The 19,306-nt window shown below is 60.6% G+C and carries 22 protein-coding genes and 1 pseudogene; 19 read left to right on the forward strand and 4 right to left on the reverse strand.

Features of this window, described 5'->3' with window-relative positions:
- Window positions 1–57: 57 nt before the first annotated feature.
- Window positions 58–876 (reverse strand): flagellin N-terminal helical domain-containing protein, encoded by an 819-nt coding sequence (locus AC0V6U_RS16000; protein WP_472644116.1) that lies wholly within the window; start codon window positions 874–876, stop codon window positions 58–60.
- 302 nt (window positions 877–1,178) lie between these two features.
- Here AC0V6U_RS16000 and AC0V6U_RS16005 point away from each other — a divergent pair, with 302 nt between their 5' ends.
- The 19 genes and pseudogenes from AC0V6U_RS16005 to AC0V6U_RS16095 all read left to right on the forward strand — a co-directional run bounded on the left by AC0V6U_RS16005 (window position 1,179) and on the right by AC0V6U_RS16095 (window position 16,333).
- Window positions 1,179–2,486, forward strand: coding sequence for a sigma-54 interaction domain-containing protein (locus AC0V6U_RS16005; protein WP_486169523.1), 1,308 nt, complete (start codon window positions 1,179–1,181; stop codon window positions 2,484–2,486).
- Window positions 2,483–2,851 (forward strand): flagellar hook-basal body complex protein FliE, encoded by a 369-nt coding sequence (gene fliE, locus AC0V6U_RS16010; RefSeq protein WP_472644118.1) that lies wholly within the window; start codon window positions 2,483–2,485, stop codon window positions 2,849–2,851. Before AC0V6U_RS16005 ends, fliE begins: the two co-directional genes overlap by 4 nt.
- A gap of 3 nt (window positions 2,852–2,854) precedes the next feature.
- Entirely contained in the window at window positions 2,855–4,498 is a 1,644-nt protein-coding gene (gene fliF / locus AC0V6U_RS16015) for a flagellar basal-body MS-ring/collar protein FliF (protein WP_472644119.1), read from the forward strand.
- 18 nt (window positions 4,499–4,516) lie between these two features.
- Window positions 4,517–5,503, forward strand: coding sequence for a flagellar motor switch protein FliG (fliG, locus tag AC0V6U_RS16020; protein ID WP_472644120.1), 987 nt, complete (start codon window positions 4,517–4,519; stop codon window positions 5,501–5,503).
- Entirely contained in the window at window positions 5,487–6,125 is a 639-nt protein-coding gene (locus AC0V6U_RS16025) for a FliH/SctL family protein (RefSeq protein WP_486169524.1), read from the forward strand. Before fliG ends, AC0V6U_RS16025 begins: the two co-directional genes overlap by 17 nt.
- A complete protein-coding gene (locus AC0V6U_RS16030; RefSeq protein ID WP_472644122.1) occupies window positions 6,089–7,456 on the forward strand; it encodes a FliI/YscN family ATPase in 1,368 nt (455 codons plus the stop codon). The genes AC0V6U_RS16025 and AC0V6U_RS16030 overlap by 37 nt, the downstream gene beginning before the upstream one ends.
- On the forward strand, window positions 7,446–7,874 hold the full coding sequence (locus AC0V6U_RS16035) for a hypothetical protein (RefSeq protein WP_472644123.1): 429 nt from the start codon (window positions 7,446–7,448) through the stop codon (window positions 7,872–7,874). Before AC0V6U_RS16030 ends, AC0V6U_RS16035 begins: the two co-directional genes overlap by 11 nt.
- A 69-nt stretch (window positions 7,875–7,943) precedes the next feature.
- On the forward strand, window positions 7,944–9,233 hold the full coding sequence (locus AC0V6U_RS16040; RefSeq protein ID WP_472644124.1) for a hypothetical protein: 1,290 nt from the start codon (window positions 7,944–7,946) through the stop codon (window positions 9,231–9,233).
- A gap of 32 nt (window positions 9,234–9,265) precedes the next feature.
- Window positions 9,266–9,844 carry a flagellar basal body-associated FliL family protein gene (locus AC0V6U_RS16045; RefSeq protein WP_472644125.1) on the forward strand — a complete coding sequence of 193 codons (579 nt, stop codon included), beginning with the start codon at window positions 9,266–9,268 and terminating at the stop codon, window positions 9,842–9,844.
- Entirely contained in the window at window positions 9,841–10,761 is a 921-nt protein-coding gene (locus AC0V6U_RS16050) for a FliM/FliN family flagellar motor switch protein (RefSeq protein WP_472644126.1), read from the forward strand. The genes AC0V6U_RS16045 and AC0V6U_RS16050 overlap by 4 nt, the downstream gene beginning before the upstream one ends.
- Entirely contained in the window at window positions 10,758–11,081 is a 324-nt protein-coding gene (locus AC0V6U_RS16055) for a FliM/FliN family flagellar motor switch protein (protein ID WP_472644127.1), read from the forward strand. The genes AC0V6U_RS16050 and AC0V6U_RS16055 overlap by 4 nt, the downstream gene beginning before the upstream one ends.
- Complete coding sequence (locus AC0V6U_RS16060) at window positions 11,078–11,386, forward strand: flagellar biosynthetic protein FliO (RefSeq protein WP_472644128.1); 309 nt, start codon at window positions 11,078–11,080, stop codon at window positions 11,384–11,386. Before AC0V6U_RS16055 ends, AC0V6U_RS16060 begins: the two co-directional genes overlap by 4 nt.
- Window positions 11,383–12,188 (forward strand): annotated as a pseudogene (gene fliP / locus AC0V6U_RS16065) (flagellar type III secretion system pore protein FliP). Before AC0V6U_RS16060 ends, fliP begins: the two are co-directional and overlap by 4 nt.
- Before the next feature lie 22 nt (window positions 12,189–12,210).
- Window positions 12,211–12,483: a flagellar biosynthetic protein FliQ gene (locus AC0V6U_RS16070; protein WP_472644129.1), complete on the forward strand. Its 273-nt coding sequence runs from the start codon at window positions 12,211–12,213 to the stop codon at window positions 12,481–12,483.
- A 21-nt stretch (window positions 12,484–12,504) separates the two neighbouring features.
- Window positions 12,505–13,302: a flagellar biosynthetic protein FliR gene (gene fliR / locus AC0V6U_RS16075; protein WP_472644130.1), complete on the forward strand. Its 798-nt coding sequence runs from the start codon at window positions 12,505–12,507 to the stop codon at window positions 13,300–13,302.
- Window positions 13,299–13,985, forward strand: coding sequence for an EscU/YscU/HrcU family type III secretion system export apparatus switch protein (locus AC0V6U_RS16080; RefSeq protein ID WP_472644131.1), 687 nt, complete (start codon window positions 13,299–13,301; stop codon window positions 13,983–13,985). The genes fliR and AC0V6U_RS16080 overlap by 4 nt, the downstream gene beginning before the upstream one ends.
- Window positions 13,960–14,445 (forward strand): EscU/YscU/HrcU family type III secretion system export apparatus switch protein, encoded by a 486-nt coding sequence (locus AC0V6U_RS16085; RefSeq protein WP_472644132.1) that lies wholly within the window; start codon window positions 13,960–13,962, stop codon window positions 14,443–14,445. The genes AC0V6U_RS16080 and AC0V6U_RS16085 overlap by 26 nt, the downstream gene beginning before the upstream one ends.
- 30 nt (window positions 14,446–14,475) lie before the next feature.
- On the forward strand, window positions 14,476–15,909 hold the full coding sequence (gene fliD / locus AC0V6U_RS16090) for a flagellar filament capping protein FliD (RefSeq protein WP_472644133.1): 1,434 nt from the start codon (window positions 14,476–14,478) through the stop codon (window positions 15,907–15,909).
- 10 nt (window positions 15,910–15,919) lie between these two features.
- Window positions 15,920–16,333 carry a hypothetical protein gene (locus AC0V6U_RS16095; protein WP_472644134.1) on the forward strand — a complete coding sequence of 138 codons (414 nt, stop codon included), beginning with the start codon at window positions 15,920–15,922 and terminating at the stop codon, window positions 16,331–16,333.
- A 20-nt stretch (window positions 16,334–16,353) separates the two neighbouring features.
- On the opposite strand, the gene AC0V6U_RS16100 is transcribed toward AC0V6U_RS16095, so the two are convergent.
- The 3 genes from AC0V6U_RS16100 to AC0V6U_RS16110 form a co-directional block, all read right to left on the reverse strand.
- Window positions 16,354–17,223 carry an alpha/beta hydrolase gene (locus tag AC0V6U_RS16100; RefSeq protein ID WP_472644135.1) on the reverse strand — a complete coding sequence of 290 codons (870 nt, stop codon included), beginning with the start codon at window positions 17,221–17,223 and terminating at the stop codon, window positions 16,354–16,356.
- A gap of 24 nt (window positions 17,224–17,247) precedes the next feature.
- Window positions 17,248–18,456 carry a Na+/H+ antiporter NhaA gene (gene nhaA, locus AC0V6U_RS16105; protein WP_472644136.1) on the reverse strand — a complete coding sequence of 403 codons (1,209 nt, stop codon included), beginning with the start codon at window positions 18,454–18,456 and terminating at the stop codon, window positions 17,248–17,250.
- 122 nt (window positions 18,457–18,578) lie between these two features.
- Window positions 18,579–19,259: a cytochrome b/b6 domain-containing protein gene (locus AC0V6U_RS16110; RefSeq protein WP_472644137.1), complete on the reverse strand. Its 681-nt coding sequence runs from the start codon at window positions 19,257–19,259 to the stop codon at window positions 18,579–18,581.
- Between the last annotated feature and the right edge of the window lie 47 nt (window positions 19,260–19,306).

Raw genomic sequence — 19,306 nt, forward strand, 5'->3', positions numbered from 1 at the left:
CGGAGTGTTGAACCCCGGGCCTTCCTCATGCCCCCCAGAAAAGGGCTATGTTTAATCTTATCGGAGCAGCGACAATACGTTTTGCTGCGACTGGTTTGCCTGAGCCAGCATGGCTGTTGAGGCCTGACTTAGGATCTGAGCCTTGGCCAAGGCGGTGGATTCCGATGCATAATCAGCATCCATGATCCGCGATCGGGCGTCGGTCAGGTTGGTGGCGTTGCTCGTCAAGTTGCTGATCGCCGATTCAAGTCGGTTTTGACCCGCACCCAGCGACGCCCGCGTTCCGTTCACATCGCTAAGGGCTGCGTCCACGTTGGTGATGGTGGTGGCGGCCGCTGTTGTGCTGGTCACGTCCAGTGCGGTTGCTGAGATGTTGTCGCCATCAATTGCGGTGCTGTTCAGCGTGATGGTTTGTGATGCATCGACTGCGATGTCTACCGATACGTCGCTGCCGCTGGTCGTCGAGAACAAAGTCACGCCGTTGAAGTCGGTGTTTGCGAGAATGTCGCTGATTTGAGCGCGAAGCTCGTCAACTTCTGTGTCCATGAACCCGCGGCTTTCCGCGTCATAAGTGCCGGTGCTTGACTGCACGGCCAGTTCACGAACGCGCTGGAGCATGTTGGAAACTTCGTCCAATGCGCCTTCTGCGGTTTGGGCAAGCGCGATACCGTCGTTCGCGTTCCGGATGCCTTGGTTGATGCCGCGAATTTCCGCTGAGAATTTGGTCGAAATCGCGAGGCCTGCTGCGTCGTCGTTCGCGCCATTAATGCGCTGGCCGCTGGAAAGGCGTTCCATTGCGCCGCCGAGCATCTTGTTGGCCATCATGCTTGAGTTTTGTGCGCGAAGTGCGCCGATATTGGTGTTGATTACTGACATGTTCAAACTCCTGATATTCCAGGCAAGTGCGAAGTATTCCGCAGCTGCTGAAGCTAAGAGCGACCATCCGCTGAGATGTTTAAGGGCCAGCGCGCAATCGACCGAATTTTAGATATAGGTATGAATACTAGGGCTTAAATTTGCTCTATCTTGGACGCCTCAGTGCCATTGCCTCCTCACCAGCGTGGGGACAGGTGCTTAACATGATGCATTCAGACAGTGGCTCATCACTGAATTTTGACAACCAGACGGAAATAAATCCGCAAGTCAGCGCGGCTCATTCGGCTTTGCTGGATCAAAGTTTGCCGCTTTTGGCGCACAGCTGGCAAAAATCGCGGCTGCGTATCAGCGATCCAGAAAATGCCGCTTCCCTGCCAAAAGGGCGCAAGCCGGGCATCATTGATCTGGTCTTGAGCCAGGCTGATGAAATGTCATTGCGCAGCGCCGGTGAAGCCCGCTTCGAACTGTCTTACAACAATCGCTCGCTTGCCTCTGCACGAGCTGCGGTGCTGGCAATCTCCGCCCATGGCGGCATGCCGATCGCTGGTGACGAGCAAAGCCTTGCGCTTCTGACATTGGCAGAGCGCATTGCGCAAAGCGAGATCCCGGTGTTGCTCGAAGGGCCAACCGGCACCGGTAAAGAAGTGTTCGCGCGGTTCGTGCATCGTTCTTCCGCGCGTGCAAAGGGTCCGTTTGTAGCGGTCAATTGCGCGGCCATGCCCGAGGCAATGCTCGAAGGCCTGTTGTTCGGGCACCGCAAAGGGGCCTTCACCGGCGCAGGCGAAGCGCGCGAAGGCCTATTCGCAGCGGCGGACGGCGGAACTCTGCTGCTCGACGAGATTGGCGAATTGCCTCTCGCGCTTCAGGCAAAACTGCTGCGCTCTTTGCAAGAGGGCGAAGTGCTACCCCTTGGCGCGACCAAGCCGGTCAAGGTCGATACGCGCATTATCGCCTGCACCAATCGAACACTCGCAGCTGAGGTCGAGGCAGGCCGCTTTCGCGAAGACCTGCTCTATCGTTTGAACGTATTCCCCCTCGAACTCTCCGCCTTGCGTGATCGCCGCGGTGATATTGCGCCGCTCGCCTTTGGAATGTTGCTTCGCCATGCATGCGGCAAAGGGCAGCCGTGCTGGCTAACCGGCCAGGCGCTTGCGCTGCTTGAAGGACATTGTTGGCCCGGCAATGTGCGCGAGCTGGAAAATGTTATCCGCCGCGCGATCCTATTGGCAGGCGATGAGCCGCGCATTGGCTCTGAGCATATTGTCTTTGATCAGCCTGTGCGCAGTCTCGCTACTGATGAAGCTGTCGCAGAGCCATGTCTTGGCGCGGCAACCGCGCCTCGCAATCCTGTGGCAACGCCCGGTCCAGCCTCTCTTCGAGCGCTGGCGGGCGGGGCGCCGGCTTGGCCGGAACCAGCCATTCAAGATGCAAGCTCGCTATCTGACATTGCCTTTGCTTCTGAGGCGCAGGCCATCATGGAGGCGCTTGATCGCTGCGGCGGGCACCGGGCTCGCACTGCCCGCGCGCTGGGCATTTCAGAGCGGACTTTGCGGTATCGCCTTGCGTCAATGCGCGAATCTGGCCTGCTTGCTGCCGGAGCTGAGGCATGAGTTCCATTCGCCCAGCCTCTGGCATTCAAGATGTCATGGCACTGCGCCAAGAAGTGATGGCCCGCAGCCAAGCGCTCAAAGATGTGCGCGCGGCAAGCGGCGTTGTCGACGGCGCCAATGGTGCTGCGCCCGCTACAAATCCAACGACTGATTTTGCCGACACACTTGGCGACGCGCTCAAAGAAGTAAGCGCAACCCAGCGCCGTTCGAGCGAAATGCAGGCCGCCTATGAACGCGGCGAGGTGACCGACATCGCGCAGGTTATGCTTGCACGCCAGGAATCCAGCGTAGCCTTTGAAGCGACCCTTCAGGTGCGCAACAAATTGATGTCAGCCTATCAAGAAATCATGCGGATGGGGGGCTGATAGGTGGCTGATGCTGGCCTGCCAATGGCTCAAGATGGCTTGACGCAAAGCGCCTCTCCTTCAGCAGGAGAAGGAACTTGGCGTGAGCGGCTGTCTGCACTGACGAGCGATCCAGCCTTCCGTCGCAGCCTTCCGGCGATCATTGGCGTGGGCGCGATTGCGATTGTCGCCGCGCTTTATCTGGCGATTGCGCAAGGGCCGCAGCGGATCCTGTATGGCAATCTCTCTGACGGTGAGCGTGCGCAGGTCGTCGCGACCCTGGAGCAGGGCGGGATCAGCTACAATATCGACAATGGCACCGGCATGCTGACCGTGGCGGAGGACGATGTCTACCGCGCGCGAATGCTGGTGGCGAGTGATGCCGGTTTGGCAGCTCCGCAAAGCTCCACTGAAATGCTCGATTCTATTCCCTTGGGTTCCAGCCGAACCTTGGAGGGCGAGCGATTGCGCTTAGCGCGGGAGCGCGAGCTGATGCTCACCATCCAGGAGATTGACGGGATTGAGGCGGTCCGGGTGCATTTGGCCACACCGGAGCGCTCCGTTTTTGTGCGTGATGCCAATCCGCCCAGCGCCTCCGTGATGGTGCGGCTGGTAGGTGGCCGCTCGCTAACGCAGGATCAGGTGGAGGCTATCGTCAATCTCGTCTCCGGCTCTGTGCCCGGCATGTCCGCCGATGCAGTGCGCGTGGTTGATCAAAACGGCCGGTTGCTGTCCTCGGAGCGCGACGGAACGCTCGACAGTCTGGTGCTGCAGCGCGAATTTGAAACGAAGCTGCGCGAGCAAGTGAATGCTTTGCTGATGCCGCTGCTTGGCGATGGAAATTTCTCCAGCCAGGTTCAGGTCGAGCTCGACCAAAACGAGGTCACCTCTGCGCGCGAGACATACGATCCCGAAGGCGCCTTGCGCACCGAAACAGAGCGCAATGCCACCAGCACGACAGAGGGCGGCGCGGGCGGCGTACCGGGCGTGCTGGCTAATACTCCGCCGCCGCCCACAGAAGTGGTCGAAGGGGCGCCCGATCCGCAAAACCCGCAGCAAGCGGCGAATACCGCTGGCAGCTCAGAAAGTTCGGCCAGCCGCGCGTTTGAATTGGACCGCGAGGTCGCGGTCACAAATTCGCGTCCAGGCAGCCTGGTGAAACTCTCCGTTGCCGTCGCCTTGAGCGAAGAAGCACTCGCGGCCGCCGCCCCGCTCACCGCCGAAGAGGTGCAATCATTGGTCACTGCTGCTGTTGGAGCAAACGAAGATCGCGGCGATCTGGTGACGGTTGTAGTTAGCAAATTTGAAACCACCGAAATGGAGGCCCCTGCTTTCTATGAGACCCCGTGGTTTGCGACAGTGCTGCGCTATGTGGCCGCGCTTATCGCTGTCCTTCTGGTGCTGCTGCTGGCGGTCCGGCCTCTCATCAAACGGGTGCGCGGCGCTGGGAAAACAGATGGTGATGAAGATGATGATCTCGACGACGGCAAGGACGAAAACGCAGCAGGTGCGAGCGATGAAGACACCGCCGCTGGTGTAGCGGCGTCGGTCGGCGACTTACCAGAGCAGGTTGAGCTTGCGCGGCAATTGGCGGCCTCTCAGCCAGAGCGGGCGGTAGCGACCTTGCAGCGCATGTTGCAGGCACCCGATCAAGCAGGCGCGAAATGAACGCGCCTAGCCGGAACCATGGAGCGGATCGAGCGCGCAGCTGTCTTTTTGATGCTGCTTGGCGATGATGAGGCGGTGAAGCTGCTCGGGCATCTTGGCCCCAATGAGCTTGAGCGTCTGGGCGTTGCCATGTGCGCTCTGGGTGAGATTGCGCAGGATGAGATTGCTGAGGCGCTTGCCGATTTCGTCACCGAGGCAGACCGCGAGATTCTGCCCGCGCAAGATCGCCCAGCTCAAGTGCGCGCCATGCTGGAGCAGTCTTTGGGCCCAACCAAAGCGGAAAGCATGATGCAGCGCATCGAACCGGAACAGCGCCCGCGCAGTATTGAAATGGCGCGCTGGCTGGCACCTAAGATATTGGTGAAGCTGATCGAGGACGAGCACCCGCAAGTCATCGCTGCTTTGCTGCTGATGCTTGAAGCTGAACCCGCAGCGGAAGTCTTGTCAGCACTAGAAGACAACTTGCAAACCTCTGTGGTTTCGCGCGTTGCCAAGATCGGACCAGTGTCACCCGATGCCGTGGATATGATTGACGGTTTGCTGTCCCAGCGCATTGGCCAGAGCTTTGGTCCCGGCGCGTTGCAGATCGGCGGGCCGAGAGAGGCGGCGAACCTCATCAACCTCGCCGCAGGCCAAGTCGCACAAACCGTTCTGCCAGCGATTGCTCAGCAGGATGCTGATCTCGCCGCTGCGATCGAAGAAGAAATGTTCACCTTCGAAATGCTGTTTGAGCTTGATCCGCAAGGCATGGGACGCCTGCTGCGTGATGTCGATAACGAGGCTCTGGTCGATGCGCTCAAGGGCATCACGGACGAAGAACGCACTCCATTCTTCGCTGCCATGTCGAGCCGCGCTGCGGACGGCGTGAAGGATGAGATCGAGCTGCGCGGTCGATTGTCCCGGGCAGAGGTGCAGGCGGCCCAGCGCAAGATCGTCGGCTTGGCCCGTGAGCTGAAAGAGCAAGGCGAAATTGTGATCGGAGGCGATGATGGCGAGTTCGTCTGATTGGATCGCTGCTGTACAGGCAGGCGCCGGCACTGAAACTCCGGCGAAATCCGCAGGTGCAAGCTGGATCGAGGCCATTGGGGCGAGCGCGGGTTTTGTCGATCAGATGCCGCTCGTGTCACAGCCAAAGCCAAAGACGGATAGCGAAGCCCTTCCCGAACCTGAACCCGACGCGGTCGCAATTGCTTATACCGAAGGCGAAGCCGCTGGCCGCGCTGCTGCGGAGGCAGAGGCCGCACTTTCGGCAGAGCACAAACGCGCGCTGCGCCTAGCCTTTCGCTCGCTGGATCAGGCCGCTTTAGACACGCTCGCTAGCGAGCTGGCTGACACGGTCCTGAAACTCTGTGAGCAAGTATTGGAACCGCACGCGATTGATCGCGAGGCTTTGGCTGGGCGCTGTGAGGCGGCTGCCGAAAGGCTCGGTAGCGTAGCGGCAGAGTGTAAGCTTCACCTCAACCCTGAAGACATCGCGGTGCTGGGCGCAGATTTTGCTGACCATTGGCAAATCGAAGCCGACGCAATGCTCGGCCGCGGCAACATTCGGCTCGAAGGGGCCGATGGCGCTGTGCGCGATGGCCCTCGTGAATGGAGCCGCGCCATCGCCGCCGCGCTGGCGGTATGATCGCCGAGCTTCAACTGGAATTGCAGCGGATGCGGGCGGCCCGTGTCAGCAGCGCGCCGGTGCTGACTGGCCGCGTGGTCGCGTGCGATGGCGGATTGGTCGAGGTTTCTGGCTTGCCGCTACCCATCGGTACGCTTGGCGCGATTGAGAGCGATAATGGCGGGGCGGAAAGCCTTGCCGAAGTTATCGGTTTTCGCGCTGGTCATTCGCTGATGATGCTGCTCGGTGATACTGTGCTGCTGCGTCCAAATGCGTGCGTTCGCGCCCTCGGTTCGCCCGGCAATGTCCGAGTGGGCGAGGGCCTGCTTGGGCGCGCGGTGGACGGGCTGGGCGATCCGATTGATGGCGGTCCGCCGATTGATCTGCGCGAGGATTGGCCGCTGGCTGGGCAACGCGAAGGCGCGCTAGAACGCTCGCCTGTTTGCGAGCCGTTTGACTGCGGGATCCGCGCGATTAACGCTCTTGCGAGCATGGGAATAGGCCAGCGGCTTGGTGTGATCGCGGGGTCCGGTGTCGGGAAATCCGTACTGATCGATATGATTGCCGCCAATTCAGAGGCCGACATAACTGTGGTCGCTCTGATTGGGGAGCGCGCGCGGGAGGTCTCTGATTTTGTCGCGCGGCATATGTCCGGCGCGCAGCGCGGCGGCATTGTGGTCGTGGCGGTCCCAGCGGATCATGCACCCAATCTCCGGCTCAGAGCGGCGCAATATGCCAGCGCCATTGCGGAGTATTTTCGGGCGCGCGGCAAGCGCGTGATGCTGATCATGGACAGCCTCACCCGCGTCGCTCACGCTGCGCGGGAACTGGCGCTTTTGCTCGGCGAGCCCGGTGCAGCGCGTGGCTATCCGCCGTCTGCACTAGCTGCCGTGACCAAATTGGTTGAGCGGGCAGGTAATTCAGCCAGTAGCGGCGGGGCGGTGACAGGTCTCTTCACAGTGCTGGCGGATGGAGATGATGCGCAGGACCCGGTGGTCGACACGGCGCGCGCGATCCTAGATGGTCACATCATATTGTCGCGAGATCTGGCGCAGCGCGGGCACTATCCTGCGATCGATATACCTGCCTCGCTGAGTCGGGTTATGGCAGATTTGGTGAGTGCTGAGCAGGCCGAGCATGCCCGCCAACTTCGCCGATTGGTCGCCGTACGAGAAGAAAATCGTGACCTTGTTTTGATGGGGGCTTACCGCGCAGGCGCAGACCCGCTGCTCGACAAAGCGCTCAGGATTGGGCCTCAAGTCGATGCCTTCCTTCAGCAGGAGCGCGGCGAAAAGGTTGGGCTTGCCCAGAGCTTCGCCGAATTGTCGGAGGTACTAAGCGATGGCGCGTAATGCGCGCCGATTGCAGACGCTTCAGCGCCAACACCGCATCGCTGTGATTGCGCGGCGTGAGGCAATTGGCACCCTAGCGAATGCTCAGGCGACTGAGACTCAATCAGCCAATCTGGCCGAGCGCAGCAAGACGCTGGCCCGTACTTACAGTGGCACAGCGGGCGAGCTCGAGGGGAGCGACTTCATCCAGTCTGCGCGGTTCGCGGGCTCGCTTGCCGGCATAGCGAGCGAGGCTGAGCGATCACGCGCGCTCGCGGCAGATGAGCGCGGATTGGCTGCGCAGAGACTGGCGGAACGCGAGCAAAGGCTTGAGCGCCTGGAGGATCATCTCTCCAGTGAAAAGCGTGAACAAAATCGCACCGTGCAACTGCGTGAGACTGCGGATCAAGCGATGCTGGCACGCAAATTGCTCCGTTAGGCTGAGAAAGCTCAGTCACGTCACGAATTGCGGAGAAAGCGATGAATTTGGCCCTTCCCACCGCCCAAAATGCCAAGAGCGCTGGTGCTGCTCGGCACAGTTTTGCCGTCTGCAAACCAGGTGGCTGACAATGCGCCGAGCGGCGAGGCAGGGGTGGCGGAAGGTCTTGGGCTGGCGCCCGAAGGCCAGTTCTCTGAGGTTTTGGAGGCATCTGCTAGCACCTTGCTAAGCATTGGCCCAATCGCTGAACCTACCTCTGAAGTGCCCGTGCTGCCTGATGCGATAGGCGAGGCGGCTCCATTAACCGACCACGGCTCGCTGGAGCCCGGTCAGACAATTGGCGAGCTCTTGCCGGAAAGCGGCAATGCCTTGCCGCCTGCCAGCGCCGGTCTCGAAGGAACGGGCGATGCAGCCTTGAAGTCAGATCACATTCCGGTTTCTAGGCCGCTTGAATCCGCGACCAAGCAATCAGAAGCTGCGCCCCCAGCCAGCTTGGCGGCTGCCGCGCCCAATCCCGCCGTTCTACCATCGGCTCCGCTCGATCAAGTGACTGCTCCACTTACTGCGACGCCAGACGGCGCTGCGAAGTCCGCGATTGCCGCCGACGCGCAAGGTCAGCCCATTCCTGTCACTCTGCCGGGAGGCGCTTTGGCGAGCGCGCTGAAAGCCATCGGAGAGCCTGCCAAACCAGCGAGCGACAAGCCTATTCGGGCTGCAGTAACTGACATGCTCGGCGGTCAAAACCCATTGCTGGCAACCGCTCTTAACTCAGCGACCCCAAGCGCTGAGGCAGCAACCTCTCAGGTCACTGGCGCGGTCCCTGTGACATCGCTAAGCGCGCCATCTTCCGCTCCAAACGCGGCCGCCAGCCCCTTTGGCGCGGCGCTTGATGGCAGAGGTGCTGCCGCGCTTGAGCAATCGCTCGAGCAGATTGTGCAGACCCGCGAGGCGAGCAAGACAGCCCGGCCCGAAATCCTAATGCGCCATGCCGAATTTGGCCTGGTGAGCATGCGGATTGATGCCGCCACCGGCGACATGCGAGCCACTCTGTCGAACCGCGACCCAGGCTTCGTCCCAGCTGTGCAGGCCATGCTGGCCGAGCGCGGTGTTAGCGCCGCCAGCGACACCGCCAGCGCTGGTCAGCGCGGTTCTGAGGGCAGCCAAGGCCAAGGCGCGCAATCGGGCCAATCCCAGCGTGATTTTGGCGCCTTCGGCTCAGCCACAGGGTCGAGGCAAGATGACCCGCAAAGCCAACCCTCTGAGCCTAGTGAGCATGACGAGCAAAGCACCGCTGCCGCTAGCCTTCAAACAGAGCTCGATAGCGCCGTCGAAACAGGCGTGCGCGGGCTGTTCGCCTGAATTTTTGATCCAATCTTCGGAGACCAAGCCTGATGGCTAAGAAAAAAGACAAAGATGATGAGGAAAAGCCCAAGGGCGGCAAGATGAAAATGATCATCGGCGCTGTCCTCTTGCTCGCGGTGGGTGCGGGCGGGGCTTACGGCGCCTTTGCTGCTGGGCTGATCGGGGATGCTGGCGGACCAAAAGAGCCAGACGTGCCGCAATTGGTCCGCAAAGGAGAAGCCGATCCCTACCCACCGCCAGCGGGCGATGATGATGCTGGCGCGGTCGTTCATGGCGAAGGCGGAAGCGAATATCGCACCGCCTATTACAGCTTTGAGGATAATTTCACCTCGAACCTGCTCAATTCGCCCTCGCTGATTCAGACCGATCTGGCCGTCTCGACCCAGCATGATGGGCGTGTGCTCCAATGGGTGAAACAGCATGAGCTGGCGATCCGCTCTGCCATTCTGGTGCAACTGGCCGCGACGCCCGAAGAGGACTTGTTCTCGGTCGAAGGGAAAAAGGGACTGTCTAACCGTCTGACCAAAGCGATTAATGATGTGCTTGAGGCCGAAGAGGGATTTGGCGGCATTGAATCGGTGCATTTCAAAGGGCTGCTGGTCCAATGAATATGCACCATTCCTTCGCGCCAGAACGCGCCTTGGCTCAGCATTGTCCGGAGCTGACGGAGCGCGGGCCGTGTCCAGAGGAGCGGGCCGAATATCTGCGCCTTTGGCGGCGCGATGTGACAGCGTTTCTGGAGGCCGACTTGATGCCGATCTTCATGGGCGAAAAATTGGTGGTCAGTCTGGGTGAGCCTGAACCCGTGAAAGGCCGCGATATATTTGCCAAAATCGGCCCGGTTGCGGTCAATTGCCTGCTGCGCTGCGGCGCGGCGGAGCAAACGCTGTTGCTGTCGGCTGATTTGGCCAACGCCATGGCGCTCACCGACCGCTCGTTTGGCGGCAAAGGAGAGATACCAGCGGAGGCTCCCGATGTGTTGCCAAGGTCAGCGGCGATCCTGATCGACCGGTTGGCCTTGGTCACGGCGCAAGCGATCTCGCGCGCGGCGGACGGTGCGGATTCGCCTCAAACGGGCGACGTCGTGGTGCGCAGCGAGAGCGCCATTCGGCTCAAACCCTTTGAGGCGGACTGCGATTGCGTGATGCTCTCCCTCAGCTTTGGGCCAGAGGGCACAGAGCCGTGGTCGATGCGAATCGCGCTGCCAGCGGCAGAATTTGATGGTTTGTTGCCGGGCCTGAATTCGGATGCTGCCAGTTTAGCGGCGGCACGAGGACCCGCTGATCCTCGCTCCAAACCGTTCGCCGATATCCCCCTGCCGCTTGATGCGATTTTGGCAGAATTTGAGCTGTCGCTTGATGGGCTAGAGAACCTCAGTCCGGGCGATGAAATCCCGCTTTCCATGCCGCGCGAAATTCCGCTCCAGGTGAATGATCAACCCTTCGCCCGCGGGACTGTCGGCACTTTGGACGAACATATGGCCATCCGAGTCACTCGTCTTAGCCACGAAAGGCTACCTTCATGACCATCTCCGCCAATCCTTTGCACCGTTTTGGTGAAGTGAAAGTCCGCCTTGCGGTGGAGCTTGGTCGCACTGAGTTGCCGCTCAAGGATGTGCTCGCGCTGGGCGAAGGCAGCGTCGTGCCGCTCAACCGCCTGACCGACGAATTGCTCGATGTGACCGCCAATGGGCGCGAGATCGCCAAGGGTGAGGTTGTCGCTCAAGATGGGCGTTTTGCCCTGCGGATTGTCAGCCTTGCGGGGGAAGAAGCACCAGCGGCCGATGCCAGCGTACCGGCGGAGGCGCCTGTGCCGGACGATACTGCAGGAGATGCCGCGCCATGATGGGCGAATACTTCCTGCGCCTTGCGCTGCTTCTGCCGCTGATGGCGCTGCTCATCTGGGGCAGCCTTAAGCTGTCGCGATATTTGCAAACCCGGCTGAACAAAGCGGGCGCGCAGGGGCGCACGATGCAATTGGTCGAAACAAGCCTGCTTGCCCCGGGTATGCGGCTTGCGGTTGTGCGGTTTCATGACCGGGAAATCCTGCTTGGCTGCACGCGGCAGGGCATGGTTAGGCTGGGTGAAGCGAATGCCCGGACCGAGGCGGAAGATAGTGCGCTTTCGCTTGATACAGGCGAGGTGAAATGATCCGCATGGGCTTAGCCTTTGCACTGCTTCTGAGCGGTATCGGACTTGGTATTGGCCTGCCTGCTGAAGCACTGGCAGCCCCAACGACCGCCGCCGCGCCTGCGCTGGAAACGCCAGGCATTGGCACCGCGATAGAGCGGGCTTTGGGCAATGGCGAAAGCGGGGAAGACACGCCGCTGACCTTCTCATTGCAATTGCTCATCCTGATGAGCTTGCTCACCATCCTGCCCGCTCTGGTGCTGATGATGACTAGCTTTTTGCGGATCATGGTGGTGCTATCAATCTTGCGGCAAGCGCTTGGGCTACAGGGCAGTCCGCCGACCCAAGTGCTCGTCGGCCTCTCGCTGTTCCTGACAATGTTTGTGATGGCCCCGACGCTAAGCGTGGTGAACGCCAATGCGATCGAACCCTATGCTGCTCGAGCACACTTGGTGCGGACGGCGCAATCGCCGCCGCTGGCGAGGCCTTTCATGAATTTATGATGCGTCAAACGCGCGAGGCGAACCTCATCATGTTCGTCGATATCGCCGGCGTCGCTCCATTCGCCAGTCCCGATGATGTGCCGTTCTCGATCCTGCTTCCCGCCTTTGTGACCAGCGAACTCGAAACCGCATTTCAGATCGGTTTCATGCTGTTCCTGCCGTTTTTGGTGATCGACCTGGTGGTCGCCAGCGTGTTGATGAGCCTTGGTATGATGATGCTGTCACCGACGATCGTCTCGCTGCCGTTTAAGCTGCTGCTGTTCGTGCTGGTTGATGGATGGGCGCTGCTGATGGGTTCGCTCGCCATGAGCTTTGGATAGAGCCAGAAGGGCAAAGCATACCATGCAAGAAGACGCACAATTGCTCGCGCTCGCCGACCAGACCTTATGGGTATCGGCGCTGATTGCCGCCCCTGTTCTGCTCGCCGCGCTGGCAGTCGGCCTGATCGTTGGCATCATTCAGGCCGCGACCTCCGTCAACGAACAGACCCTCACCTTCGTGCCAAAGCTGGCCTTTGTCGCCATCGTGTTTGTGGTCTTGGGCAGCACGATGATGGCGCTGCTGGGCGATTTCATGCGCGAGATCTTTGCGCAAATCGCCCTGGTTTCAGGTTAGCGCTCGCGCGGCTGACCCAAGATGCTCTTACTCGATCCCGGATTTGGCTCGCTGGAGGAGCAGCTGTGGGCTCTGCTGTTCCTGTCCGTCCGGGTTGGAGCGGCCATGCTTGCAGCGCCAATGGTTGGCGGCATCGCGGTGCCGATGCAAATGCGCGCGATGCTGGCGATTGTCCTGGCGTTTTTCGTCGCGACCTGGGTGCCTTTGCCTAGCCCGCCAGAGATGATGTCATTTGCGGCCGTGCTTGCGCTGCTTCAAGAGGTGCTGATCGGCGTCGCTTTGGGCTTTGTCTTGCAGATTGCCTTTACAGTGCCGTTGCTCGTCGGTGAGCAGATCGCTGGGACTATGGGCCTGGCCATCGCCACTTCGATTGACCCCAACAGCGGGGCACAATCGGGCGCGCTTGGGCAATATCTCACGCTGCTGCTCAACCTGCTTTTCTTCGTGATTGGCGGGCATTTGCTGTGGTTTGACCTGCTGATCGAGAGCTACCGCGTGCTGCCCGCGGGCGAGTTTGCTTTTGGCGCGGACAATGCGCGCGATATGGTGATGTTTGCTGGCTACGGCTTTGCCGTCGCAGCGGCGATTTCGCTGCCCGTAGTTCTGGTCTTGCTGCTGGTGCAATTGGTAACTGGCGTCATCTCGCGCTCGGCCCCTGCGCTCAACCTGTTTGCCCTTGGTCTGCCGACGGGCACTCTGGCTGGGCTGGCGGCGCTTATCATCGTCATGCCCATCGTCATTGAGCAGATGACCAGCGTTATCGAGATAGCGCTCGCGGAGGTCGCGCGTCTTGTCAGCCCACAGGCGGGCGCATCATGAGCGAAGACAATTCCGGCGAAAAGCAGTTTGAACCCACTGAAAAACGCAAGAAGGATGCCGCGCAAAAAGGCGATGTTCTGCGCTCCCGCGAAGTGGCAACGGCGGCGGCAATTGCTGGCGGCGGCTTTGCTCTTTTGTTCATCGGGCCGTGGCTTTTGGACGGTATTTATGCGGTCGCCTACGCCTCTTTCCGGTTCGATCATGGGACAATCGGCGCAGTCGCTCCCATGGCGATGATAGGATTTGCCCGCGACGAATTGTTGCCACCGATTTTTGTGCTGGGCGTGGTTGTGATCATCATCACTGCCGCCTCGCAATTGCTGCTAGGCGATGGCCGGTTTGTGCCAAAGAACATGGCGTTTAAAGGATCGCGTATCAATCCGGGATCCGGGTTAAAGCGGATGTTCGGCACGCAGGGCCTGATTGAGCTTGGCAAGAGCGTATTGAAGCTCGTGCTACTTGGCGGGATCGCATGGTGGTGGGTCAGCGGCAATATCGCCAACCTGCTTGGCCTAGGGCGCGGCGAGCTGGAATCGCAGCTCGCCTTTGCATGGGATTCGATGGTGACGCTGCTCAGCCTGCTCGCGATCGGCCTGCTTATCATTGCCATGATCGACTACCCGATCCAGCTTGTGCGCCAGCATTGGCAAGCTGAAGATGTCGCACAAGGATATGCGCGATGAGACCAAGCAAACCGAAGGCTCGCCGGAAATGCGCATGGCCCGGCGCCAACGACAACGTGATTTGGCCCGAGGCGGGGTGGCGAAGGCGATGGCGGATGCGCAGTTCGTGATCGTAAACCCCTCCCATTTCTCAGTCGCGCTTACCTACGATCCGGCACTCGCGCCCGCGCCAGTGGTGCTCGCCAAGGGGCGGGATGAAACCGCGCTGGCGATGCGAGAGATTGCCGCTGAACGCGATCTTCCGGTTCTCCAATATCCGCAATTGGCGCGCGCGGTGTATTTCACCACGCGCGCCAATCAGATGGTGCGAGAGGAGCTCTATATCGCGATTGCCTCGCTGGTGGCGTTCGTCATGTCGCTCAAACGCGGCGAGAAACCGCGCCGCCCGGCGATTGAAGTCCCATCCGAATTGCAATTCGACGCCGATGGCCGCGCAAAAGAGGCAAAGAACACCGCTTAAACCTGCCCGCCCCGCGCCGTCCTATGAGGCATGGAAACGACAAACCCCGGCTCTTCAATCATCGCAACCCTTGGTGTCGGCAGCGGCATCAACTTCTCTCAGCTCGCCAATGACATTTCCGAGGCCAGCTTTGGATTTCGCCGGGAGCAATTGGAGACTCGCAACCAAACGCTCGATGCGCGGATTTCGGCGGCGTCCTTGCTGCGCAATTCCTTGACCAATTTGACGAGCTCGCTGGGTGATCGGATCCGCAATGGTGACCTCGCCCCGACGGTAAATGTCGCGAACAGCGCAGTTGCAAGTGCGTCGGTCTTGGCGGGCACCAATCCGCAGGGCAATTACTCGCTGGAAGTCAGTCAGCTCGCGCAGGAGCAATTGCTCACGTCGGGCGCCTTCGCCAGCGGCGAAGACAGCGTCGGAGAGGGCACCCTGCGGTTCCGCTTCGGCACGGTTGATGGCGCGAGCTTCACCGAGGACACCTCAAACACCCCGCTCGAAATCGCGGTCGAGGCCAGCGACACTTTGGAGAGCTTGGCCGGCAAAATCACCAGCGCCAGCGGGGGCGCGCTCACCGCTTATGTCGCCGAAGGGACGAATGGCGCGCAATTGGTGATCAAGGGCGAAGAAGGCGCAGCCAATGGCTTCGTGATCGAGGGCGAGAGCAGCGCCGCTTCGCCGACCGCAACGCCAGGCGATTTGAGCTATCTCTCTTGGAATCCAGCCAGTGACAGTGGCGAACTGCGCCAATCCTCTCGCGATGCACTTTTCTCGCTCGACACGGTCGAGATCAGCAGCGCCAGCAACACCGTGACCGGCCTGCCTGAGAACATGACGCTGGAGCTGACCGCGACCAATGTCGGCGAGCCCACCACCATCAGCTTCTCAAACAACACCTCGGCGATCACCGGCGTGATGGGTGATTTCGTCTCCGCTCTTAACGAGCTGACACAGCAATTGAACGAAAGCGCCAATGCGTTCAGCGGCGAACTGGGCGCGGACCCTGGCGCGCGTGAACTGAGGCGCGATTTGGGCCGTTTGAGCAGCGAGATCGTGATGCCAACGGCGCTCGAAGGCGAGCCGCGAACGCTGGGCGACATAGGCCTCTCGCTCAACCGCGATGGCACGTTCCGTTTGGATACGGAGCGTTTGAACGAAACCTTAGCGGCCTCGCCAGAGGCAGCGGCGGCAATGTTCACCACCGGCCCGTTTGGCCTGTTTGCGACCATGGACAATCTAACCCGCGCCAACACGACCAGCGGCGATCCGGGTTCACTTGGCGGGTCGGTGGCCCGATATCAAAGCCAGATTGAAAACAATGAAGATCGCCTGATCAAAATTGCCGAGCAGCAGGAGCGCCTGCGCGAACGGCTCTCCAGCAACCTCTTGGCCGCTGAGCGCCGGGTCACCGCATCACAGTCGACACTCGACTTCCTGCAGGCGCAGGCTGACCTCAACCGCAATTAGGGAATAGGATATGAGACCATTTTCCCAAAATCCCGCTGCGGCGTATCGCAAGGTTGACCTTGATGCCCGGATTGAAGCATCCGGCGGCGATGACCTCACCCGGATTTGTCTGGAGGAGGCGGTTACAGCTTTGCGCCAGGCGGAGCTTGCCTGCGCAGTCGGCGGGTCGGCCGCGCGCGATCCCCTGTCCCGTGCGCATGGGATCACCTTGTGGCTGTGCCGCGGGGTTGCTTCCGACAATCCTTTGCGCGAGGCTCTGGTGCAGTTCTACGGCGGGCTAGCTGCGCAGATCCGGCGCAATTTGGCCCGGCCGATACTGGACGAAATCGTGGCCGTGCGCGGTGATCTCAACGATCTTTTGCAAGCGGCACGGTCGGTGAATGAGCCGGGCAACGTCAACGGGAGCGTCCCCGAGGCGGCATAGCCGCAATGCGCTGGCGGGGCCTAGTCGAGCAGAGCCTCGGCGATAATCCGCGCGGCATCCTCTGGGTCTTCCAGCGGGTGAAAATGCGTGCGGTCCGGCCTATGCATGTCGGTCGCATTGGGCATCGCTGATGCCAATCCCGGCCAGGTCGGCGAGGATTTGAAGTCGCTGAGCCCGGTCTGCTTGGCCCGCACGATCAGCACTGGGATTCCCACCTTGGTACTGGCTGCATGAATGCCGCTGTTGCTGCGGCTGCTGGCATAGACACCTGCCTCGACCTCGGGCGAGCAGGCCAGCTCCATTCCCTCGCCATTTTCGGCAGGCAGGAGCCCATATTGACAATAATCGGCGAAGACACGGTGGTCGAACAGGCTGTAAGGCTCACGGTTCTCAAACCGCTCCATCATCGCCTCAGCCGAGGCAAAGTCGCGCTTGCGCCGCACCGCCGGATGAGGGTTCTCAGCAGTGAACAGGTCTTGTCCCAGTTCATAGAACTCAGGCGGCAGCACGGTTGGATCAAACAGAATGTGCTGCTTGAAGAGATGCGGATGGTCATGCGCCGCCTGCAGCATTGCATGCGCGCCCATCGAATGCCCAATTCCGATCACTTGGCTCAGGCCGAGGTGGGCAAGCATGGCCGCGATATCATCGGCGATTTCAGCCCAATTGCCGATTGGACCGCCCTCTGACTGGCCATGCCCGCGCAGGTCCAGCGAGATGATGCTCCGCTCGGCAAAGCGCTCGATAATCGGATCAAACACCCGGCCATGGAAGCCCGTTGCATGCGCAAAGACCAGGGGCGATCCGCGATCCTCGGGGCCGCCGCCCCATTCCCAATAGGCGAGGCGGCGGCCCCCAATTTCGATTGTCTTCAGCGCGGGCTCTCTCATGCCCCGTGCTGTAAGCCCCTCAAATCAGGACGCAACACTTGCAGCTTCTGCCGGAGCCTGTGCAGGCTCCTTAGGCAGGGAAATCTTCAGCAAGAAGAAGCCTGCCAAAGCCGACACCAGCGATCCTGACAACACGCCCAGCTTGACCGCATCAACCTGAGCCGGGTCTGCAAAGGCGAGATTGCCAATGAACAGGCTCATGGTGAAGCCGATGGCTGCGAGCAGGGAGAGACCGTGGATCTGGCGCCAGTTTACGTCCTCTGGCAGCTTGGCGAAGCCTGCCTTCACAGCGACAAAGGCAAAGCCGAAGATGCCGATCTGCTTGCCAATCAACAGGCCGAGTGCGATCCCGAGCGGCAGCGGCGCCGCAAGATCAGCTGGTGAAATACCGGTCAGGCTGACACCAGCATTGGCAAAGCCGAAGATGGGGATGATCATGAACGCTACCCACGGGTGTAGGGCATGCTCCATCCGCAGCAGCGGCTCTGATCCACCGCGAGCGACCAGCGGAACGGTCATTGCCGCGGCAACACCTGCCAGTGTTGCGTGAACGCCGGATTTCAGCACGAAGACCCACATCACTATGGTCAGCAGCACGTAAGGAATGCTGGACCCAATCCGCATGCGGTTGACCGCAATCAGCGCGGCAAAGGCGACCGCCGCGCCGATCAACATATCGGTGTCGAGCGTGCCTGAATAGAACAGGGCGATGATGGCAATCGCGCCAATGTCGTCGATCACCGCAATCGCGAGCAGCAGAGCTTTCAGTGCCACGGGCACGCGCGGGCCAAGCAGCGACAAGATGCCGAGCGCAAAGGCGATGTCGGTTGCCGCTGGGATCGCCCAACCCGCTTGGTTTGCCGGGGTGCCTGAATTGATTGACAGGAATATGAGCGCCGGGATCGCCATGCCGCCAATCGCCGCGACGAGCGGGAGCGAGGCCTTGTCCCAGCTTGAGAGCTGGCCTTGGATAACCTCGCGCTTCACTTCCAATCCAATGAGGAAGAAGAACACCGCCATGAGGCCATCATTGATCCACAATATCAGCGCCTTATCGATGGAGAAACTGCCAACCGCGACGGTCACTTGCGTGCCCAAGCCATCGAAATAGGCGGCGGCGAAAGGCGAATTTGCGGCCAGCAGAGCCAGTGCCGCCGCCGCAATCAGGACTATGCCGCCCGCGCTTTCCTGCTTGAGGAAGTCGCGTAGGGCTTCGCTCACTTTGTTAATCACGTATCAGTTCCCTCAGGTCAAAATGTGTATTTCGTTTCTGACCTAACGCTTGATTATGCCGCTGTTTCCCGAAAATCGGAGTGAATGCGTCGTATTTGAGCGAAGGCACTGAGATTGCACCGTTATCCGCCGCCTAGCCAACGCGCGGCCATGCCGGTTCCGATTGCCATCGAGACGCCGCCCGCCAATGCCAGGCACACAAGCGCTCTGAATGTCGACCCGCCGCTGTTGCCCGCCACTGGCCTATCGAACGTGCGCGAACCGGTGATCATCGGACCGATGAGGTCACGCTTGCCGAGGAACTGGTATCCGAACACTGCAAGCAAGTGCAGTGCGATTAGGGCGACGAGCACCCAGAAGCCGGTCTCATGCCAGTCGGTCAGCCAGTCAGCTGTCATCACTCCGACTAGCGAATTGAGCGGTCCTGTCGCGCCGTCATAGGGGTCACCTGCGAACAGGCCCATGCCGGCCTGAGCGAGCATCATCAGCAGCAAGGCGGCTACGCTCCACCCGCCCGAAGGGCTGTGACCAATCGCCGAAGGGCTGCGTTTGTGACGGCCTATGAGGTCCTGCAGGCCTGCGATCGGTGTGCGGAGGAAGCCGGCAAAGCGCGCCGTCTGGCTGCCGACTAGGCCCCATAGAATGCGGAAGAGGACCAGCGCCAGCAGCACCAATCCAAGGCGCATGTGCCAGCCCATCTCGCCGTTTTCGGCGGTCCACCACATAGTAGGGACGAGCAGCGCAAAGCCCCAATGCGAGAGCCGCACGGGCCAGTCCCAAATCGGTGTCTTCTGCGGCAACATGGATCACTCCTGAGCCGGTTCGAGAGTTGCTCTTGCAGCGAGCTGCA

The sequence above is a fragment of the Erythrobacter sp. W36 genome (assembly GCF_057364935.1).